At 50.4% G+C, this 16,017-nt stretch carries 18 protein-coding genes; 12 read left to right on the top strand and 6 right to left on the bottom strand.

The features are described 5' to 3' along the window. Positions 1-272: 272 nt before the first annotated feature. Positions 273-812, top strand: coding sequence for a cytochrome b (locus A10D4_RS11485; protein ID WP_008489691.1), 540 nt, complete (start codon positions 273-275; stop codon positions 810-812). A gap of 10 nt (positions 813-822) precedes the next feature. Continuing rightward, on the top strand, positions 823-1,398 hold the full coding sequence (locus A10D4_RS11490) for a YceI family protein (RefSeq protein WP_008489692.1): 576 nt from the start codon (positions 823-825) through the stop codon (positions 1,396-1,398). Between the two features lie 85 nt (positions 1,399-1,483). Here the strand turns inward: A10D4_RS11490 and A10D4_RS11495 are convergent, their stop codons facing one another. From A10D4_RS11495 to cyaY, 5 genes are read right to left on the bottom strand one after another with little or no spacing between them, the layout of a single operon-like run. Further along, the gene (locus A10D4_RS11495) at positions 1,484-2,695 is read right to left on the bottom strand and encodes a heme biosynthesis HemY N-terminal domain-containing protein (RefSeq protein ID WP_008489693.1); all 1,212 of its coding nucleotides are present in this window, start codon (positions 2,693-2,695) and stop codon (positions 1,484-1,486) included. Beyond that, positions 2,692-3,882 carry a uroporphyrinogen-III C-methyltransferase gene (locus tag A10D4_RS11500; protein ID WP_008489694.1) on the bottom strand — a complete coding sequence of 397 codons (1,191 nt, stop codon included), beginning with the start codon at positions 3,880-3,882 and terminating at the stop codon, positions 2,692-2,694. Before A10D4_RS11500 ends, A10D4_RS11495 begins: the two co-directional genes overlap by 4 nt. A gap of 2 nt (positions 3,883-3,884) precedes the next feature. Beyond that, positions 3,885-4,622 (bottom strand): uroporphyrinogen-III synthase, encoded by a 738-nt coding sequence (locus A10D4_RS11505; RefSeq protein WP_008489696.1) that lies wholly within the window; start codon positions 4,620-4,622, stop codon positions 3,885-3,887. A gap of 14 nt (positions 4,623-4,636) precedes the next feature. Further along, on the bottom strand, positions 4,637-5,608 hold the full coding sequence (hemC, locus tag A10D4_RS11510) for a hydroxymethylbilane synthase (RefSeq protein ID WP_008489698.1): 972 nt from the start codon (positions 5,606-5,608) through the stop codon (positions 4,637-4,639). Then, positions 5,608-5,937 carry an iron donor protein CyaY gene (cyaY, locus tag A10D4_RS11515; protein ID WP_008489701.1) on the bottom strand — a complete coding sequence of 110 codons (330 nt, stop codon included), beginning with the start codon at positions 5,935-5,937 and terminating at the stop codon, positions 5,608-5,610. The genes hemC and cyaY overlap by 1 nt, the downstream gene beginning before the upstream one ends. 78 nt (positions 5,938-6,015) lie before the next feature. On the opposite strand from cyaY, the gene lptM reads away from it, so the two are divergent. From lptM to A10D4_RS11550, 8 genes are all read left to right on the top strand, one after another. Continuing rightward, on the top strand, positions 6,016-6,159 hold the full coding sequence (lptM, locus tag A10D4_RS14565) for an LPS translocon maturation chaperone LptM (RefSeq protein ID WP_420196199.1): 144 nt from the start codon (positions 6,016-6,018) through the stop codon (positions 6,157-6,159). Then, positions 6,156-7,421 carry a diaminopimelate decarboxylase gene (gene lysA, locus A10D4_RS11520; protein ID WP_008489702.1) on the top strand — a complete coding sequence of 422 codons (1,266 nt, stop codon included), beginning with the start codon at positions 6,156-6,158 and terminating at the stop codon, positions 7,419-7,421. Before lptM ends, lysA begins: the two co-directional genes overlap by 4 nt. A 36-nt stretch (positions 7,422-7,457) precedes the next feature. Further along, positions 7,458-8,285 carry a diaminopimelate epimerase gene (gene dapF, locus A10D4_RS11525; protein ID WP_008489703.1) on the top strand — a complete coding sequence of 276 codons (828 nt, stop codon included), beginning with the start codon at positions 7,458-7,460 and terminating at the stop codon, positions 8,283-8,285. Then, complete coding sequence (locus tag A10D4_RS11530; RefSeq protein WP_008489704.1) at positions 8,282-8,974, top strand: DUF484 family protein; 693 nt, start codon at positions 8,282-8,284, stop codon at positions 8,972-8,974. The genes dapF and A10D4_RS11530 overlap by 4 nt, the downstream gene beginning before the upstream one ends. 2 nt (positions 8,975-8,976) lie before the next feature. Then, positions 8,977-9,885, top strand: a complete 909-nt coding sequence (gene xerC, locus A10D4_RS11535) for a tyrosine recombinase XerC (protein ID WP_008489705.1) — start codon at positions 8,977-8,979, stop codon at positions 9,883-9,885. 5 nt (positions 9,886-9,890) lie between these two features. Beyond that, positions 9,891-10,613 (top strand): HAD-IA family hydrolase, encoded by a 723-nt coding sequence (locus A10D4_RS11540; protein ID WP_040502920.1) that lies wholly within the window; start codon positions 9,891-9,893, stop codon positions 10,611-10,613. 90 nt (positions 10,614-10,703) lie between these two features. Continuing rightward, a complete protein-coding gene (uvrD, locus tag A10D4_RS11545) occupies positions 10,704-12,854 on the top strand; it encodes a DNA helicase II (protein WP_008489707.1) in 2,151 nt (716 codons plus the stop codon). A gap of 89 nt (positions 12,855-12,943) precedes the next feature. Next, on the top strand, positions 12,944-13,366 hold the full coding sequence (locus tag A10D4_RS11550; RefSeq protein WP_008489709.1) for an OsmC family protein: 423 nt from the start codon (positions 12,944-12,946) through the stop codon (positions 13,364-13,366). 83 nt (positions 13,367-13,449) lie between these two features. On the opposite strand, the gene A10D4_RS11555 is transcribed toward A10D4_RS11550, so the two are convergent. Next, positions 13,450-14,226, bottom strand: a complete 777-nt coding sequence (locus tag A10D4_RS11555; protein WP_008489710.1) for a DNA/RNA non-specific endonuclease — start codon at positions 14,224-14,226, stop codon at positions 13,450-13,452. Between the two features lie 199 nt (positions 14,227-14,425). Between A10D4_RS11555 and A10D4_RS14195 the strand changes: the two genes are divergently transcribed. Beyond that, on the top strand, positions 14,426-14,884 hold the full coding sequence (locus A10D4_RS14195; protein ID WP_008489711.1) for a hypothetical protein: 459 nt from the start codon (positions 14,426-14,428) through the stop codon (positions 14,882-14,884). Positions 14,885-14,886: 2 nt separating this feature from the next. Then, positions 14,887-16,017 carry a PQQ-dependent sugar dehydrogenase gene (locus A10D4_RS11565; protein WP_008489712.1) on the top strand — a complete coding sequence of 377 codons (1,131 nt, stop codon included), beginning with the start codon at positions 14,887-14,889 and terminating at the stop codon, positions 16,015-16,017.

A 16,017-nucleotide genomic window follows, 5' to 3' on the forward strand; every position in this document is an offset into this window, starting at 1 on the left:
GTGAGAGTAGGTCACCGCCAGACTTCAAATAAGACAGCCCCTGCTGAATACCAGCAGGGGCTTTTTTATGTCCGCGATAGGCATTTTTATGTCTGATGTAAAACTCCCCTCTCCTTTTCTATCGATCTCACTCCTAGATTGACCGACTATTCCTTTTTATATTTCTATTAAATCGAAAGGTATTATCATAAAAAGCGTCTTTATTTCTCATTGATAACAGATACTATCTATTATTAGTGAGTCTCATTTAAACTTAACTTAGAGAATATATTATGTGGCGTAACAGCAACGTCGGCTACGGCTGGTTGAGCGTGGCTATCCATTGGTTGTCGGCATTAGCGGTTATCGGTTTATTTGTGCTTGGCTACTGGATGGTAACCTTAACCTACTACAGTGAATGGTATCGGCTAGCGCCCTGGTGGCATAAATCGATCGGTATTTTGCTATTAGCGTTGACCGTACTACGCCTGCTGTGGCTATTACTTAGTCCAGCACCAACACCGCTAGGTAGTCGTTGGCAAGCACTTGCAGCTAAAGCGGGCCATATTCTGTTGTATGTGCTGTTACTGCTTATTTTGGTCAGTGGTTACCTGATTTCTACTGCCGATGGTCAACCCATCAGTGTGTTTGACTGGTTCCATGTACCCGCGCTTATCACTGGCTTACCGCAGCAAGCCGATATCGCCGGCAGTATTCACTGGTACGCAGCGTTGAGCTTAATTATTTTAGCCGCTGGTCATGCATTGATCGCCGTAAAGCATCATTTTTTTGATAAAGACGACACCCTTAAACGGATGTTAGGCAAACACTAGGAGCGTTACCATGAAAAAGACAGTTATTGCAGGTGTATTAGCTGCCGCAGGCTTACTCTGTACCAGCGCGCAAGCCGCCGATTACGTGATTGATACCGAAGGTCAGCACGCCTTTATTCAATTTAAGATTAATCACTTAGGCTATAGTTGGCTACTGGGTCAATTTAATGATTTCGAAGGCAGCTTCTCTTACGACGAAGATAAGCCAGAGCAAGCCAAGGTTAAAGTGACAGTAAATACCAATAGTTTGGACTCTAACCACGCCGAGCGAGATAAACACTTACGTGGCGGTGACTTTCTCAATGTCGCTAAGTTTCCGCAAGCCACCTTTGTCAGTACCAGCTACCAGCCTGATGGCGATGGTAGTGGCGTACTAAAGGGTGAATTAACCCTACATGGTGTGACTAAAGCTATCGAAATTGATGTTGCCGAAGTCGGTGCTGGACCAGATCCTTGGGGTGGCTATCGTCGAGGCTTTGAAGGCACAACAACCTTAACGCTAAAAGACTTTGGCATTGATTACGATCTCGGTCCAGCGTCTAAAGACGTACAAATGTACCTATCGATCGAAGGCGTTCGCCAATAATCTCTGTCCTTTATATCAGTAAAAGCCCAGCAACATGAATATGTGCTGGGCTTTTTTGCTTGTGTGTTGTGTCTAGCCTGTCGCACTAATGTTTAGGCAATGTTGTCGGTGCCTTTTCGGCAAACTTATCGGCGTAATAACTCATTGCTTTTTGATAAGCACTGAGCGCCAGTTGAGGATCGCCTAAGGCCTCGTATGCTTGACCCAGTTGGCGATAAACTCGGGCACTCGGCGACTTCTCAGCGGCAGATTTTAACGCACGTTGTGCTAACGAATAATCGCCTGATTGTAACGCCATTTGTCCTAGCGCCTGCAAATAAACGCCATCATCAGGGGTTTTGCGTAACCCCTCTTGCACATAGTTGACAATATCATCGTTGCTGACGACTAATAAATCAGCCTTGAGCACCTGATAAAGGCTCATATCGCCGCGCTTTAAGCCGCGATAAATCACCTTAGCAGCAATAACATCTTCGCCTAAGTGATGAAGCGCCTGTGCATACGCCAAACGCACACCGGCATCGCGCCGTTCGCGTTTGTCCAATTGATGCCAAAACGACGCTAACGTCGCGTTGCCTTGCCGACCTTTATTCAAAAATAATTGCAGCAATACCTGATAGCGCAACGGCTGTAACTGATCTTCCGGTAACGCTTTCTCGCGCTCAATGGCAGGCAACAATTCGTATAAATCATGCCAAGCCTCAGTCTCACTCAATACTTGTGGTGCTAATGCCAAAGCGCCGCGATGTTTAGGCGATTCACTTAATAGTGCCAGTAGTTGTTGTCGAGCGGCTTCTGGCTGGCTCTTGCTTAATTGGCTGATCTCGCTAACGCGCAAACTATATTCATTAGGACGCTGGAAATTGGATAATTTATCACGCCAACGTCGGGCGGCCTCGCTATCGCCCTGATGCTGAGCGGCAAAGCCCGCTAACGCAGCAAACTCCGACCGAGCTTTAACTTTATAAGCCTGCGCAAAGCGCTGCTGTGCAGTGTCATAGTCGTTTTCTAATAACGCGGTCAAACCGTCTTGGTAAGCCGTTTGTGCTTTGCGTTGCCGACGTTGTCGTAACCAGCGGCTACCCATTCGGCCACGACGCACCAGCTTACTGATCAACCAATCCAGCAACCATATCAGCACAATAGCAACGGCCACTACAATCGCCGCCCCAACGACGCTGGTCTCGATTTGCCAGCCAGCCATTTCAATCAATACATAGCCGGTATTACCAGCCCATAGCGGACCAATCACCAAGCCGGCGATGATGATCAAGACCACCAGCAGTGCGCGTATCATAGTTCGCCTCCTTGCCCGCTAAGGCGATGTAGCACCGCTGCCGATTGCAGCTCGGCAGGTATATTGGCGACGATGGCTTGTGCCGACAGCCGCGCTAAACGTTGCTGAAAACGCTTGGCTGCTTGGCTAGCGGGCAATAACTGTAATGCTTGCTCGGCTTGCGTTAACGCTTGCCGATAAACTTCTGGCTGTTGTTTTAACAGCGCCAACTGGGCGATTTCGATATGTAACTGTAGGCGCTGTTCAATCACTAAGCGCAAGTCATGGCTCAATATTGGCTGAGTTGGCCGCTCAACGCGTTGGATACGAATAAAGCTGTCTAACACCGCTTGCCAGCTTGTCGCAATGTTATCGCGCCAATCGCTACTGTCATCACTGACTTGGGTTTGCCGTTGTGATGACTGGCGTTGTTCACGAGGCAACTCGGTAACGCTCGCGGAAAGCTGTGCCAGTTGCGCCGACAGTGCATTGATATCGACCGGCTCCAGTGCTTTTAAGGTTGCGATATCCGTTGCCAATGCCCGTCGTGCATTATTCACGCGTGGGCTATCGACGGCGGCTAACTGCTGATCCGCTTGCTGTAATAATTTTAAGCTTTGTTGTACATCGGCATTTAACTGTAACTGACGGTTAGCTTGTTGCACCACATGATTGGCTTCAATAATTCGCCATTGTTCAGTTTGTGCAATATCCAACTGACCAAGTTGCTGGTTTAGTTGATCAATTTGGCGTTGTGTACGTTGCTGCTCTGCCTGCTGCGCTAAACGTTGCTCGGCTAAACCATCCTGCCAACCCTGTTGTTGCTGTTGTAGCGCCTGTGAAAGTTGCTGACGAGTTTGTTCGGTCGCTTGGCGTAACTCACTCAATTGCTGCTGCACGCTCTGTTGGCCGGCTTGCTCGTCGGCCAGCACATTTTGCAAACGCTGTTGTTGCGCTTGCAACGCTTGCTGCTGTTGCTGCGAAGTTTGCCACAATTGCCAACCGAACCAACCGCCAACGGCGAGTATCGCTACCAGCACCAGTAGCAGCACATACCAAGCCTTATTGCTGCTATTCATGTTGTTCGTTGTCGCTTCATCTAATGTCGCTTTCGAAGTCTTTGTTGTGCTGGCTTGCGGCGCTGCCGATTGCTCGGTGCGGCTATTGGCCGAGGTTTGCTCAGGTTGTTGTTGTTCGCTTTCGCTCATAGCTAAGATCCCTTCGTAAGCGCTTGAATAATCGCGCTGTCTGTCGCACTTCCTGTCATGGTGATACGGTCACCGCTGCTAAATGGAATTAAACCGGCAATACGTTCGCCAGGTACGATCCAATGACAACGCTGTAGCCAAGATAAAGCATGTTGCGGTAATGATGCCAGAAAATAACCCAATTGTTCGGCGCTGGTCACCACGATTTGGGTGATCGAGTTCTGCCATGCTTGCAGTAATTGCGCGCCGTCGACGGTCTTTTGGCGACGTTGATACACTTGCCAATAGTGCACCTCTGCGCCGCGCGCGCGCAAGGTATCGGCAATCAGTTCTCGGCCGCCCAACCCCCGCACAATTAACCATTGCTGCTGGTTGACCCATTTTAACTCAGGCAGCGTCAACAGGGTTTCACTATTGTGCTGCTGCCATGGGCAACTCACCGGCTGCTGAATCGCCTTGGCTGCATAGCAAGCAGTCCCCGGGCCCACGGCAAAATATTGCGTGGCTGGCCAATCTTGCGGCCACCATTGGCAAGCGTAATCGACCGCATTACGCGACACAAAAATGATGCCGTGCCAATGTTGCCCTTGATAAACCGGCAGCAGTTCGGCGGCGGCATCGTTAGCGACAATATCGATAAAGCTATAATGATCGCTATAAATACCGCGTTCTAGTAACTGTTGTTGAAGCGTCAGCGCTTGCTCTCGCGGACGAATCAGTAGCACCGATGGCTGCGTCATGAGTGATCATGCTCTCAGTTATTTGCGGAATCTTCTGTCTGCTTTGTGGCATCAGAATCGGCGTACAAAGCGGCTAAAATTTCGCCTGCTCCAGCAGCTAATAATTGCTCTGCCAACGCAATGCCGAGCTTTTCTGCCTGTTCTCGAGGACCACGAATCTCAGCCGTTAATACACGACTACCATCGGGTTCACCGACCAGCCCGCGTAAAAATAGCTGTTCACCCTGTAGCTCAGCATAAGCGCCGATAGGTACCTGACAGCCACCCTCTAAACGACGGTTCATGGCGCGCTCTGCCAATACACAACTACGCGTGTCGGCGCAGGCTAATGGGGCTAACAACTGCTTCATCGCGTCATCGTCGCTACGACACTCGATGCCTAGTGCGCCCTGACCGTTTGCTGGCAGCGAATCTTCCACAGCAATATAGTCGCTAATACGGTCACTCAGCTCGAGTCGGATTAATCCAGCTGCAGCAAGAATAATGGCGTCGAATTCACCTGCATCTAATTTACTCAAGCGAGTCTGCACGTTGCCGCGTAAGTCTTTAATGCGCAAATGTGGAAACCGCGCCTGCAATTGGCATCGACGACGCAGACTACAAGTACCGACCACCGCGCCCTCAGGTAAATCGCGTAATTGCTGGTAATGATTAGACACAAATGCGTCGCGCGGATCTTCACGCTGACAAATGGTATGCAGTTCTAAGCCTGGCGGAAACTCTACCGGCAAGTCTTTCATCGAATGTACGGCAATATCGGCGCGCCCTTCTAACATCGCCACTTCCAGCTCTTTAACAAAAAGCCCTTTGCCGCCAATTAGCGCCAGTGGTGTGTCGAGAATGACGTCACCGCGGGTCGACATCGGTAACAGCTCAACCCGCAACTGAGGATGCAGTTGCTGCAAGCGTGCTTGAATATGTTCGGCTTGCCACATCGCAAGCTTACTCTTGCGGGTGGCGATAGTTACCACTTGCTCAACAGCCATTATGACGCATCCTGAGGCGCTAGACTGACTGCTTGTTCGGCTTGGCGCGTGGCTGATTCTGATAATAGCTGCCACAATTCGGCGCCGGTGCGGTTGTCTATCCATTGCCCGTCACGATATTCAAAATGGTGACCGTTAAACTTGGTCGCGACCCAAATTTGCTGCAACGGTGGTTGTTTGTTGATGACCATTTTGGTGCCATTGATAAAGGTCAACTCGATGATATCGCCACCTGATTCATAATCAATGTCGACACCACAGCTTTCCACCGCTTCCTCAATGTCGATCATTACTTGATCGGCTAAATCATGATACTCGTTGTCTTGCATAACCACTCCCGCTAATGACATTTACGACGTCGGGTGAGAAGATACTCTCAATGTTTCTTTCAGCCCTATAGTTTAGCGATGTTTATCAAGAAAGTAATCCGAACCCTGACAATCAGCCTGTTTCTTTTAGGACTTTATGCGTGCGGTCAAAGTGGGCCCTTACAAATGCCCGATGAGCCTACGCCAAATCAAGCCCCAGCGCCGGAGCAAACTGACTCATGAGCGAGCAAGAAGCTGCCTTCACTCGGCAAGCTGACGGTCAGTTAGCGGTCGATGGCTTGCCGCTTAAAACGTTGGCAGAACGTTACGGCACACCGCTTTATATTTATTCGGATGCCGCCTTAACACGTAATTGGCAGGCTTTTGCTCGGCACTGGCCAGCACCACACCGGCTGTGTTATGCGGTCAAAGCTAACAGTAACCTAGCCATCTTACAGCGTCTGGCACAGTTAGGCGCAGGCTTCGATATTGTTTCTGGGGGTGAGCTAGCGCGCGTGTTGGCGGCTGGTGGAGATGCTGCTCAGGTGGTTTTTTCCGGCGTCGCTAAAAGCGTTACTGAAATCACTCAGGCACTGACTGCCGGTATTGGTTGTTTCAACGTAGAAAGTTTGGCTGAACTTGATCGCATTAATGCGATTGCCGCCGACCTCGGCTGTATCGCTCCGGTGTCGCTGCGTATTAACCCAGACGTCGACGCTCAGACCCATCCCTACATTGCCACCGGCTTAAAAGCCAACAAATTTGGTATTGCCATGGATGACGCCGTCGCCAGCTTCGTCTATGCGGCCAGTTTGGCACATGTAAAGGTGGTCGGCGCCGACTGCCATATTGGCTCACAAATATTGTCGGTTGATCCGTTTTTAGATGCTGCACAGCGGATGCTCGATTTAGTCGCCGAGTTAGCGCGCCGCGATATTCCGTTACAGCATTTGGATATGGGGGGCGGTATGGGTATTCAATATCAGCAAGAAGCGCCCTTTGCATTAGCCGAGTATTTGCAGCGTTTACAGGCTTTAGTCAAGGAACAGCAGCCTCATTTGACACTGATGTTAGAACCCGGCCGTGCCTTGGTGGGTAACAGTGGCGTTTTGGTGACCCAAGTTGAATATCTAAAACGCAGCGCTGATAAATGTTTCGCACTGGTCGATGCCGGTATGAATGACCTAGTACGGCCAGCGCTTTATCAAGCTTGGCATGACATTGTACCGGTGCACGCGAGCACTGAGCCGCAGGCCACATTAGTCGATGTGGTGGGGCCAGTTTGCGAAACCGGAGATTTTTTGGGACATGCGCGTCATTTGGCGGTCAAAGCCGGTGATTATTTAGCGGTAATGAATGCCGGCGCTTACGGTTTTACCATGGCGTCGAACTATAATACCCGACCACGTGCGGCTGAGTTATTAGTGCGTGCTGGTCAGGCGCATGTCATCCGTGAACGGGAAGAGTTACAACAACTCTGGAAAGATGAGCGGCTTCTCCCGTAAACTAGCACCATGATCGATTTGAGATAAGACGCCTGTATGCTACTAAACTTTACTAAAATGCACGGGCTGGGGAATGATTTTGTCGTTATTGATAATGTGACTCAAAATGTTTTTTTAAATGAGGAACAAATTCGACAATTGGCAGACCGCCACCGCGGTATTGGGTTTGACCAACTGTTGTTGGTGGAACCGCCTTATGACCCGGATTTAGATTTTCACTATCGTATTTTTAACGCTGATGGTAGTGAAGTCGCGCAGTGCGGCAATGGTGCGCGCTGCTTTGCACGCTTTGTTCGACTAAAAGGCTTAAGCCATAAACAGCACCTTAAAGTCAGCACTAAAGCGGGCAAAATGACATTGCACCTTGAAAAGGATAACCAAGTCACGGTGGATATGGGCGAGCCTTTATTCAATCCCGCCGACGTGCCTTTTCGGGCTAACAAAACCGAACTTACTTATGTGATTCGAGCTGCCGAGCAAACCTTTTTATGTGGCGTGGTCGGTATGGGCAATCCACACTGCGTGCTGCATGTCGATGATATCGCACAAGCGCCAGTAGCCGAGCACGGGCGCTTGCTAACCCAGCATGAACGTTTTCCTGAAGGGGTTAACGTGGGGTTTATGCAAACGCTTAATCGTCAGCATGTGCATTTGCGAGTATTTGAGCGAGGTGTCGGCGAAACCCAAGCTTGTGGCAGTGGTGCCTGTGCTGCCGTCGTTGTCGGTATTCTACAGGGCAAGTTGGATAATCTGGTGCAGGTTGACCTGCCCGGTGGACGTTTGACCATTCGTTGGCGTGAAGGCCAGCCGGTAAAAATGACCGGACCGGCAGAATGGGTTTTTGATGGACAAATTACGTTATGAACAATGACAGTAACTTAAGCTTAGCGCCGCGCATTGATGACAGTGTGATCCGCGAGTATTTACAAGAGAATCCCGATTTTTTTCAGCGCCATGACGACCTGATCGCACAGCTTAACCTGCCACACCAGCAAAAAGGGGCGGTATCGCTGGTTGAGCGACAACAGCAGAAATTGCGCGAGCGAGTGCGTGAGCTTGAAGAAGAAATTACCGAACTGATGGTGAATGCCAGACGCAACGAAGAGCTGTTTAAGCAATACAGTGAGCTTTATGTCAAATTGCTACATAGCCGTGATTTAGATGAAGTGGCGCAAAGTCTGCGGCAAACCTTTGCGGAAAAATTGGCAATGCCAGCACTATCATTAAAGTTTTTTGACAGCCCGCTAGAACTTGGCGAACAGTATGCCTTTGCCGCCGATACCCATAAGCAATTGCTGAGTAAGCGCTTTACTGACGATAGCATTTATTTAGGCCGCCTGACTCAAAACGAGCAACGTTTGCTGTTTCAGGACGAGGCTATTGCTTCAGTCGCGTTATTATTGTTGGGACGTCAAGGTGAGTTAGGTATGTTAGCCATCGGCAGCCATGATCCTAGTCATTTTGAGCCAGCCATGGACCAGCTGTTGATTTCGCAACTGCAAGCCCTGCTCAGCGTAACCTTGCCCGGCGTACTGGGCGTGCAACGTGATTGATCATGGTACTCGCTGAGTGGTTACAGGCTTATCTTAACCATCTGGCCGGAGAGCGCGGCTTAGCTGAACTGACCCTAAAAAACTATCAGCGCATTTTAAATCAAGGCGTTAACGAACTCGCCGGACAGGCGATTGAACAGCCCACGCAGCTAAGCTTGTCGGTGTTTGAGCGACTGTTAGTGGGTTGGCGCCGGCACGGCTTAGCAGAGAATTCGATTGCGTTATATTTATCGGCCTGGCGCAGTTTTTGTGATTTTTTAGTACAGCGACAACAGCTTACGCACAATCCAGCCGATGCCGTGAAAGCCCCCAAGCGACCACAACGGCTGCCGCGTAACATCGACGTCGATAGTATGACGCAGTTGTTAAAGTTACCCAGCGACGATGATATCGCCATTCGCGATGCCGCCATGCTTGAGCTGACATACGCCAGTGGTTTGCGCTTAGCCGAATTGGTCAGCTTGGATATTGATGCTATTAATCCGCGTCATCAGGAGCTACGGGTGACCGGTAAGGGTAACAAGACCCGTATTGTGCCTTATGGCCGCTACGCGGCGAGTGCGATTCAACGCTGGTTACCGGTACGGCAACGCTGGCTAGCTAATCAGCGCGATGAGGTGGCATTATTTGTCAGTCAACGCCAGCGCCGTATTAGTCCGCGTACGGTGCAACAGCGCTTTAATTATTGGGGTAAGCAACAAGGTTTACAGGGTGACTTACATCCACACAAGTTGCGTCATTCATTCGCTTCGCACATGCTGGAATCTAGCGGTGACCTGCGCGCCGTGCAGGAGTTGCTTGGCCATGCCAATTTAAGCACCACTCAGGTATACACCCACCTAGACTTTCAACATCTAGCCAAAGTTTATGACGGTGCACATCCGCGTGCCCGTAAAAAGGATAATTCGTGAGCCGTATGCAGTTTTATCAACCACCGGCGCCGATTGCCGTTATCAGTTTTGACCTCGACGATACCCTGTACGACAACGTGCCGGTGATGGTGCATGCCGAGCAACAGGTACAACGTTTCATGCACCAGCATTATCCGCAAACACAACAATGGCAGTTGCAACATTGGCAGCAGCTACGACAGCAAATTATGCGTCATGATGTGAAGCTGGCTGGTGATATGACGGCGTTGCGTTTACATACCCTAGAGCGTGGTTTTTATGAATTAGGGGTGAGCGATGCAAAACAAGCCGCGCAGCAAACCCTACAGCAGTTTCTGCGCTACCGTAGTCAAATTGATGTTCCGGCAGAAACTCATGAAGTATTGCAAGCGTTGGCTCAGCACGCGCGTTTAATCGCTATCAGTAATGGCAATGCTAACGTCGAAAAAATTGGTTTAGCGCCATACTTTGACTTGATCTTACAGCCCAGCGCGGAACATCGGGGAAAACCCTTTAACGATATGTTTGTTGCCGCCCAGCAACACTATCCACAATTACCGGCGAACGCATTTTTACACGTCGGTGACCACCCACTGTCAGATATCGAAGGTGCCCGTCGTGCCGGTTGGCAAAGTGCTTGGTATACGGGTGGGCTAGGTCGGCGCCGACATTTACGTGGGTTACCGACGATGGAGTTTGATCAACTGCCAGCCCTGTTACAATTAAAGCCCCTATTGCGTCAACCCTAAGCCAGACAAATGGCTTAATACGTTACTGGTTGCATGTACAGTATGCGGCCAGTAAACTGGGCGCCAAATCAGCAACACAGGTACTTGCGCATGAGCGAACATCCGTTATTGGAGCGATTAAACGAGCATCAACGTGCGGCGGTTGCTGCCGACAACAGCGCTGGCGCGGGTAGCGGCAAAACACGGGTTTTGGTGCATCGTATCGCTTGGCTTATGCAGCAGCGACAAGTATCGCCTTATAGTATTTTAGCGGTCACCTTTACCAACAAGGCGGCGGCAGAAATGCGCGGCCGTATCGAACAGTTAATGGGCAGTTCGGTGCGTGCCATGTGGATAGGTACGTTCCACGGCTTAGCGCATCGCTTGCTACGTGCGCATTATATGGACGTTGGCTTACCGCAAAACTTTCAAATTTTAGACAGCGATGACCAGCAACGTTTGATCAAACGTTTGATCCGTTCCATGAATCTGGATGAAAAGCGATGGCCGGCAAAGCAGGCGCAATGGTATATCAACGGTAAAAAGGACGAGGGTCTCAGGCCTTTGCATATTGATACGTATGACCCCACCGAACGCACCTTAAAAAGTATTTACGAGGCTTATCAAGATAGTTGTGACCGTGCCGGTTTAGTCGACTTTGCTGAGTTATTACTGCGCGCACACGAGTTGCTGCGTGATAACCGCATTGTCCGCGAACATTATCAAAAGCGCTTTCAGCATATTCTGGTCGACGAGTTTCAAGATACCAACGATATTCAATACGCGTGGATACGCTTGTTAGCAGGCCAACACAATCAAGTCTGCATTGTTGGTGATGACGATCAGTCCATTTATGGCTGGCGTGGTGCGCGGGTTGAGAACATTCAGAAGTTCTTAGATGATTTCCCCGGTGCGCAAACTATTCGCCTTGAGCAGAACTATCGCTCGACTGGCAACATCCTTAATGCGGCAAACCAAGTTATCGCCAACAATAGCGACCGTTTGGGTAAAGACTTATGGACCGATGGTGGTGACGGCGAGGCCATCGATATTTATGCGGCGTTTAATGAACAGGACGAAGCGCGCTATATCGTTGGTCGCATCGAAGCCTGGCGAGATCAAGGCAATGCCTTACAAGATTGTGCGATTCTGTATCGCAGTAACGCCCAATCACGGGTGCTTGAAGAAGCCTTATTACACGCTCGCTTGCCCTATCGAATTTACGGCGGTTTGCGCTTTTTCGAACGGCAAGAAATTAAAGATGCACTAGCCTATTTACGGCTGCTTGCCAGCCGTGACGATGACGCAGCGTTAGAACGCGTCATCAATACGCCAACGCGAGGCATTGGTAATCGCACACTAGAGTTGATTCGACAGGCGGCTCGCGAGCGTCAGCTACCGTTATGGCAAAGCGCGCAGCAGTTAGTCAACGAGCAGGTGCTCAGCGGTCGTGCGCGGAATGCGGTGAGTCAGTTTATCGAGTTGATCGAGCAGCTGGCGAGTCATACGCTGGAGTTTAGTCTGGGTCGGCAGTGCGACGAGGTTATCAAGCAAAGTGGCCTGCTTGCCATGTATGAAGCAGAAAAGGGCGAGAAGGCCGAAACGCGCGTCGATAACTTAAAAGAACTGGTCACTGCTTGCGATAACTTCCGCTTAGACGATAGCGAAGAAGACTTATCGCCATTAAATGCGTTTTTGGCTCATGCAGCATTAGAAGCGGGTGATGAGCAAGCCGATGAATATCAAGATGCGGTGCAATTGATGACGCTGCACAGTGCCAAGGGTTTGGAGTTTCCGTTGGTGTTTATGGCCGGGGTCGAAGAAGGCTTATTCCCTTCTCAGCAATCAATGGATGAGCCGGGACGCTTAGAAGAAGAACGTCGATTGTGCTATGTGGGCATGACACGAGCCATGCAGCAGTTAGTCATCACTTACGCTGAGCAGCGCCGTATTTACGGACAAGACTTTTTTCATAAAGTCAGCCGCTTTATCGGTGAAATGCCCCCGGCGTGTCTCAACGAGGTACGTATTCAAAGCAAAGTGCAACAGCCCGGTATGAGCCGTTTTCATAGCGGTGCTAGCCATGAAGCTTTTGTCCAGACCGGCTATCAGTTAGGGCAGCGCGTTCGGCATCCGAAGTTTGGCGAGGGAACGGTGCTCAATTACGAAGGCAGCGGCCCGCAAAGCCGCATTCAAATCAATTTTGATATGGCCGGCAGTAAATGGTTGGTGGTGGCCTACGCGCGTTTAGAACCCTGCTAATCGACCAGACCGGTTGATCGCTGTTGGTGGTTATTACGTAAGCTTTGATTGAGTCTAATCAATTTAACTCAATCATAAGGAGATCACGCATGAAACGTAAAGCGTCAGCAGTTTGGCAAGGTAGCTTAAAACAAGGTAAGGGTCGCATTAGTAGCGACAGTGGCGTGTTAGACAATGCTCAGTATGCGTTCGGCACGCGCTTTGAAGATGGCAAAGGCACCAACCCCGAAGAGCTAATCGCAGCGGCACACGCTGGCTGCTTTTCAATGGCATTATCGATGATGTTAGGTGAAATCGCCGATGTCACGCCTGAGCAAATCGATACCCAAGCCGCAGTCAGTCTAGAAAAAGATGGCGATGGCTTTAAAATTGCTAAAGTGCATTTAACGGTAAAAGTACAAGCCGACATTGATGGCGAAAAATTTCAAGAAATCGCCAACAAAGCGAAAGCCGGTTGTCCGGTTAGTCGCGTATTGAATGCCGATATTAGTATGGATGCCGAGCTGGTATAAAACCGTGATGAATGCGCGGCGGCAAACGTCCCCAACGCCGCGCATCCATTGCTTGGTAACTGCCGCGGTAACGGTCGCTCAGGTTAACAGCCCAACGGCTGGCTAAGACCGCCCAACTGTCCTTTCACTGCACCTTCTTTCCAACTTGGTAACTGTGGCATCAAGGTCAAGCTAGCGCGTTGCTCAACTTGATATACGCTGACTTGGTACTGACAGTAGTTAGCATTGCGTGGTAATGACTGATCCATAATAAATGCCGATGCCTCAATCCAACCATCAACGTTGGTCATCACCACTTTGTAGTAAGCCGATGGAATGGTATGTGAGCGGCTGCTCGATGGTAGGCTGGCAAAATAGTATTCGTACAGCGGACCGGTAACCACATACACATCCTGACCCTCTCGTACCATTTGTCTAACGGCATTTTCTAACTTTACCCAAGCGCCTTGATTGAGCTCAGAACGTTGCGGAGTAATATTGGATAAATAGTTGGTTTCGGACCAATACGGGGTGTTGCTAAAAGACGCCAAGGGTACTTGATGACCACGGTCGGTACCGATAGTGGCGTGAGCATCTTGATAATCGGCGGGAGCGAGCGTGTCGCTGCTGGGTAACGCCGGATCCTGACGCCAATAACGAGAGCGGCTCGGACCGTCAATGGTGCTGGCCGTCACGTGGTAGGCTACCCAATCGGCAAACTTGGTGTCGGCGTTATTACTTAAACTGTAAATGGCGCGATTGACTTGTTGTCCGCTAGCGCCTGTGGGGCAGCCATGCAGGCAGTTGTCGGCGTATGCGTTGACGGAAAATAGACCCAGTAACGTGGCCAGCGATAGATAAATAAAAACATGTAAGCGCATAAGTGCATTCCCTGTTATCGTCGTAGTCAGAGCTAAACGGTGTACGGTCACAACCATGACCAAGCCTCAGGTTAATCCGTTTATATGAATTTTATGTAGTTATTTTGTGACAAAAGTCGTCGGTAGATTACCCTGCTCGATGTCGTTTGTCAGCGAATGCTGGCGGTCAGCGTAAAATAATGAGGAATAACCCATCCGTATGCAGAGTTACAAATCTTGGCGTAGCCACTTAGTCAGCTTGTTGCTGGCGCTGCTGCTAACCGCGCTACTGGGCTCGGTATTGCAGAGTCTGCTGAATTTACGTGCGCTGACGGCGTTAGCGGTCGACATTCCGGTGTCGGATTGGCTCACGACTATCATCTACGATGTATTGCACTTTGCGCCGGTTTTAGCGGCTTTAGTGCTAGCCACCGATTTATTGGCGTTGCCGCTAGCGGCCATATTGCAGCGACGTTGGCCACTGCCGCTACAGGGATGGTGGTGGTTGGCTGGTATTGTCGGGTTAGCGCTGACTTTCCGCTTGGTCGATGCGTTGGCACCAATGCCGACTTTTATTGCCGCCACCCGGGATACTGCCGGCTGGTTATTGATGTCAGCTTGTGGTTCAGTCGGCGCTGGTGTAGCCGGTTGTTATTGGCAGCGACAGCAGGAGTCTTGAGTATGAAAGTGTTGCTGAAAAAGGTTACATCGTTGATGTGGGTCGGGGTTGTTATCGGTAGCTTCTCGCCAGCCTTAGTCCATGCCGATGATGAGCGCACAACGACCGACTATCGGCTGCAGGTGGTGGCTACTGGATTAGCATCGCCTTGGGCACTTGCCGCCTTGCCCGATGGCCGTTTATTGATGACCGAGAAAGCGGGTAAGTTGTGGTTAATAAACGCTGAGGGTCAGCGCCAAGCAATAGATGGTGTACCCAGTACTCAGGTGATTGGTCAAGGTGGCTTGATGGATATTGAGCTAGCGCCTGACTTTGCGCAATCACGGCAATTAGCGTTGAGTTATGTTTGTGGCGAGGCCGATAGCAATGCCACCTGTGTGGCGAAAGCGTTGTTCATCGACGATCAGTTGCAGCAGGTTAAGCAAATTTTACGGGTGTCGCCCAATAAACCCGGAGGGGCACATTTTGGTGCGCGTCTAGCATTTGTCGATAAGGACACCTTGATCGTAACTACCGGTGATGGTTTTGACCAACGCGAGCAAGCGCAACAGCTTGATAGTCAGTTGGGCAAAACCTTGCGTATCGACTTACAAGGCCAGCCACTTATCGACAACCCCTTTTACGCCGAGCCACAGGCCAATGCTGCGATTTTTACCTACGGCCATCGTAACCCTCAAGGCCTCGTCTATGACGCTGAACAGCAGCAATTGATCTTGCACGAACATGGTCCTCGTGGTGGTGATGAAATCAACCTGTTACAAGCGGGTAAAAACTATGGTTGGCCAATCGCCACCGACGGTGTCGATTATAATTTTGCGCGCATTTCACCGTATCGACAGTTGCCCGGCGTCGAGCCTGCCAAGTGGGTATGGACGCCCTCAATTGCGCCTTCAGATATGGCGATTTATCGTGGCCAGCAATTTGTCGATTGGCAGGGTGATTTATTGGTCACCGCACTGGCGGCCAAGGCGCTATACCGTGTTCAGAGGGGGCCGCACGGGTGGTCTCAGGCTGAGGTGTTAATGCAAGCACCGCAACAGCGCTTACGGGCCGTGGTGGTCGATGACAGTGGCAATATTTATGTGGCTAGCGATGGCGAAAACGCGACCTTATGGCGGCTTAGCCCACGCTAA

Source organism: Idiomarina xiamenensis 10-D-4, assembly GCF_000299895.1.
Classification (GTDB): domain Bacteria; phylum Pseudomonadota; class Gammaproteobacteria; order Enterobacterales; family Alteromonadaceae; genus Idiomarina; species Idiomarina xiamenensis.

What these genes read in the sequence shown, in the direction of transcription:
- xerC (WP_008489705.1), top strand. Translation starts at nt 8,977, where the DNA reads ATGGTACTCGCTGAGTGGTTACAGGCTTATCTTAACCATCTGGCCGGA.
- uvrD (WP_008489707.1), top strand. Translation starts at nt 10,704, where the DNA reads ATGAGCGAACATCCGTTATTGGAGCGATTAAACGAGCATCAACGTGCG.
- A10D4_RS11540 (WP_040502920.1), top strand. Translation starts at nt 9,891, where the DNA reads ATGCAGTTTTATCAACCACCGGCGCCGATTGCCGTTATCAGTTTTGAC.
- A10D4_RS11500 (WP_008489694.1), bottom strand. Translation starts at nt 3,882, where the DNA reads ATGAGCGAAAGCGAACAACAACAACCTGAGCAAACCTCGGCCAATAGC.
- lptM (WP_420196199.1), top strand. Translation starts at nt 6,016, where the DNA reads ATGTTTATCAAGAAAGTAATCCGAACCCTGACAATCAGCCTGTTTCTT.
- A10D4_RS11565 (WP_008489712.1), top strand. Translation starts at nt 14,887, where the DNA reads ATGAAAGTGTTGCTGAAAAAGGTTACATCGTTGATGTGGGTCGGGGTT.
- A10D4_RS11555 (WP_008489710.1), bottom strand. Translation starts at nt 14,226, where the DNA reads ATGCGCTTACATGTTTTTATTTATCTATCGCTGGCCACGTTACTGGGT.
- A10D4_RS11490 (WP_008489692.1), top strand. Translation starts at nt 823, where the DNA reads ATGAAAAAGACAGTTATTGCAGGTGTATTAGCTGCCGCAGGCTTACTC.
- A10D4_RS11530 (WP_008489704.1), top strand. Translation starts at nt 8,282, where the DNA reads ATGAACAATGACAGTAACTTAAGCTTAGCGCCGCGCATTGATGACAGT.
- A10D4_RS11505 (WP_008489696.1), bottom strand. Translation starts at nt 4,622, where the DNA reads ATGACGCAGCCATCGGTGCTACTGATTCGTCCGCGAGAGCAAGCGCTG.
- A10D4_RS11485 (WP_008489691.1), top strand. Translation starts at nt 273, where the DNA reads ATGTGGCGTAACAGCAACGTCGGCTACGGCTGGTTGAGCGTGGCTATC.
- hemC (WP_008489698.1), bottom strand. Translation starts at nt 5,608, where the DNA reads ATGGCTGTTGAGCAAGTGGTAACTATCGCCACCCGCAAGAGTAAGCTT.
- cyaY (WP_008489701.1), bottom strand. Translation starts at nt 5,937, where the DNA reads ATGCAAGACAACGAGTATCATGATTTAGCCGATCAAGTAATGATCGAC.
- lysA (WP_008489702.1), top strand. Translation starts at nt 6,156, where the DNA reads ATGAGCGAGCAAGAAGCTGCCTTCACTCGGCAAGCTGACGGTCAGTTA.
- A10D4_RS14195 (WP_008489711.1), top strand. Translation starts at nt 14,426, where the DNA reads ATGCAGAGTTACAAATCTTGGCGTAGCCACTTAGTCAGCTTGTTGCTG.
- A10D4_RS11495 (WP_008489693.1), bottom strand. Translation starts at nt 2,695, where the DNA reads ATGATACGCGCACTGCTGGTGGTCTTGATCATCATCGCCGGCTTGGTG.
- A10D4_RS11550 (WP_008489709.1), top strand. Translation starts at nt 12,944, where the DNA reads ATGAAACGTAAAGCGTCAGCAGTTTGGCAAGGTAGCTTAAAACAAGGT.
- dapF (WP_008489703.1), top strand. Translation starts at nt 7,458, where the DNA reads ATGCTACTAAACTTTACTAAAATGCACGGGCTGGGGAATGATTTTGTC.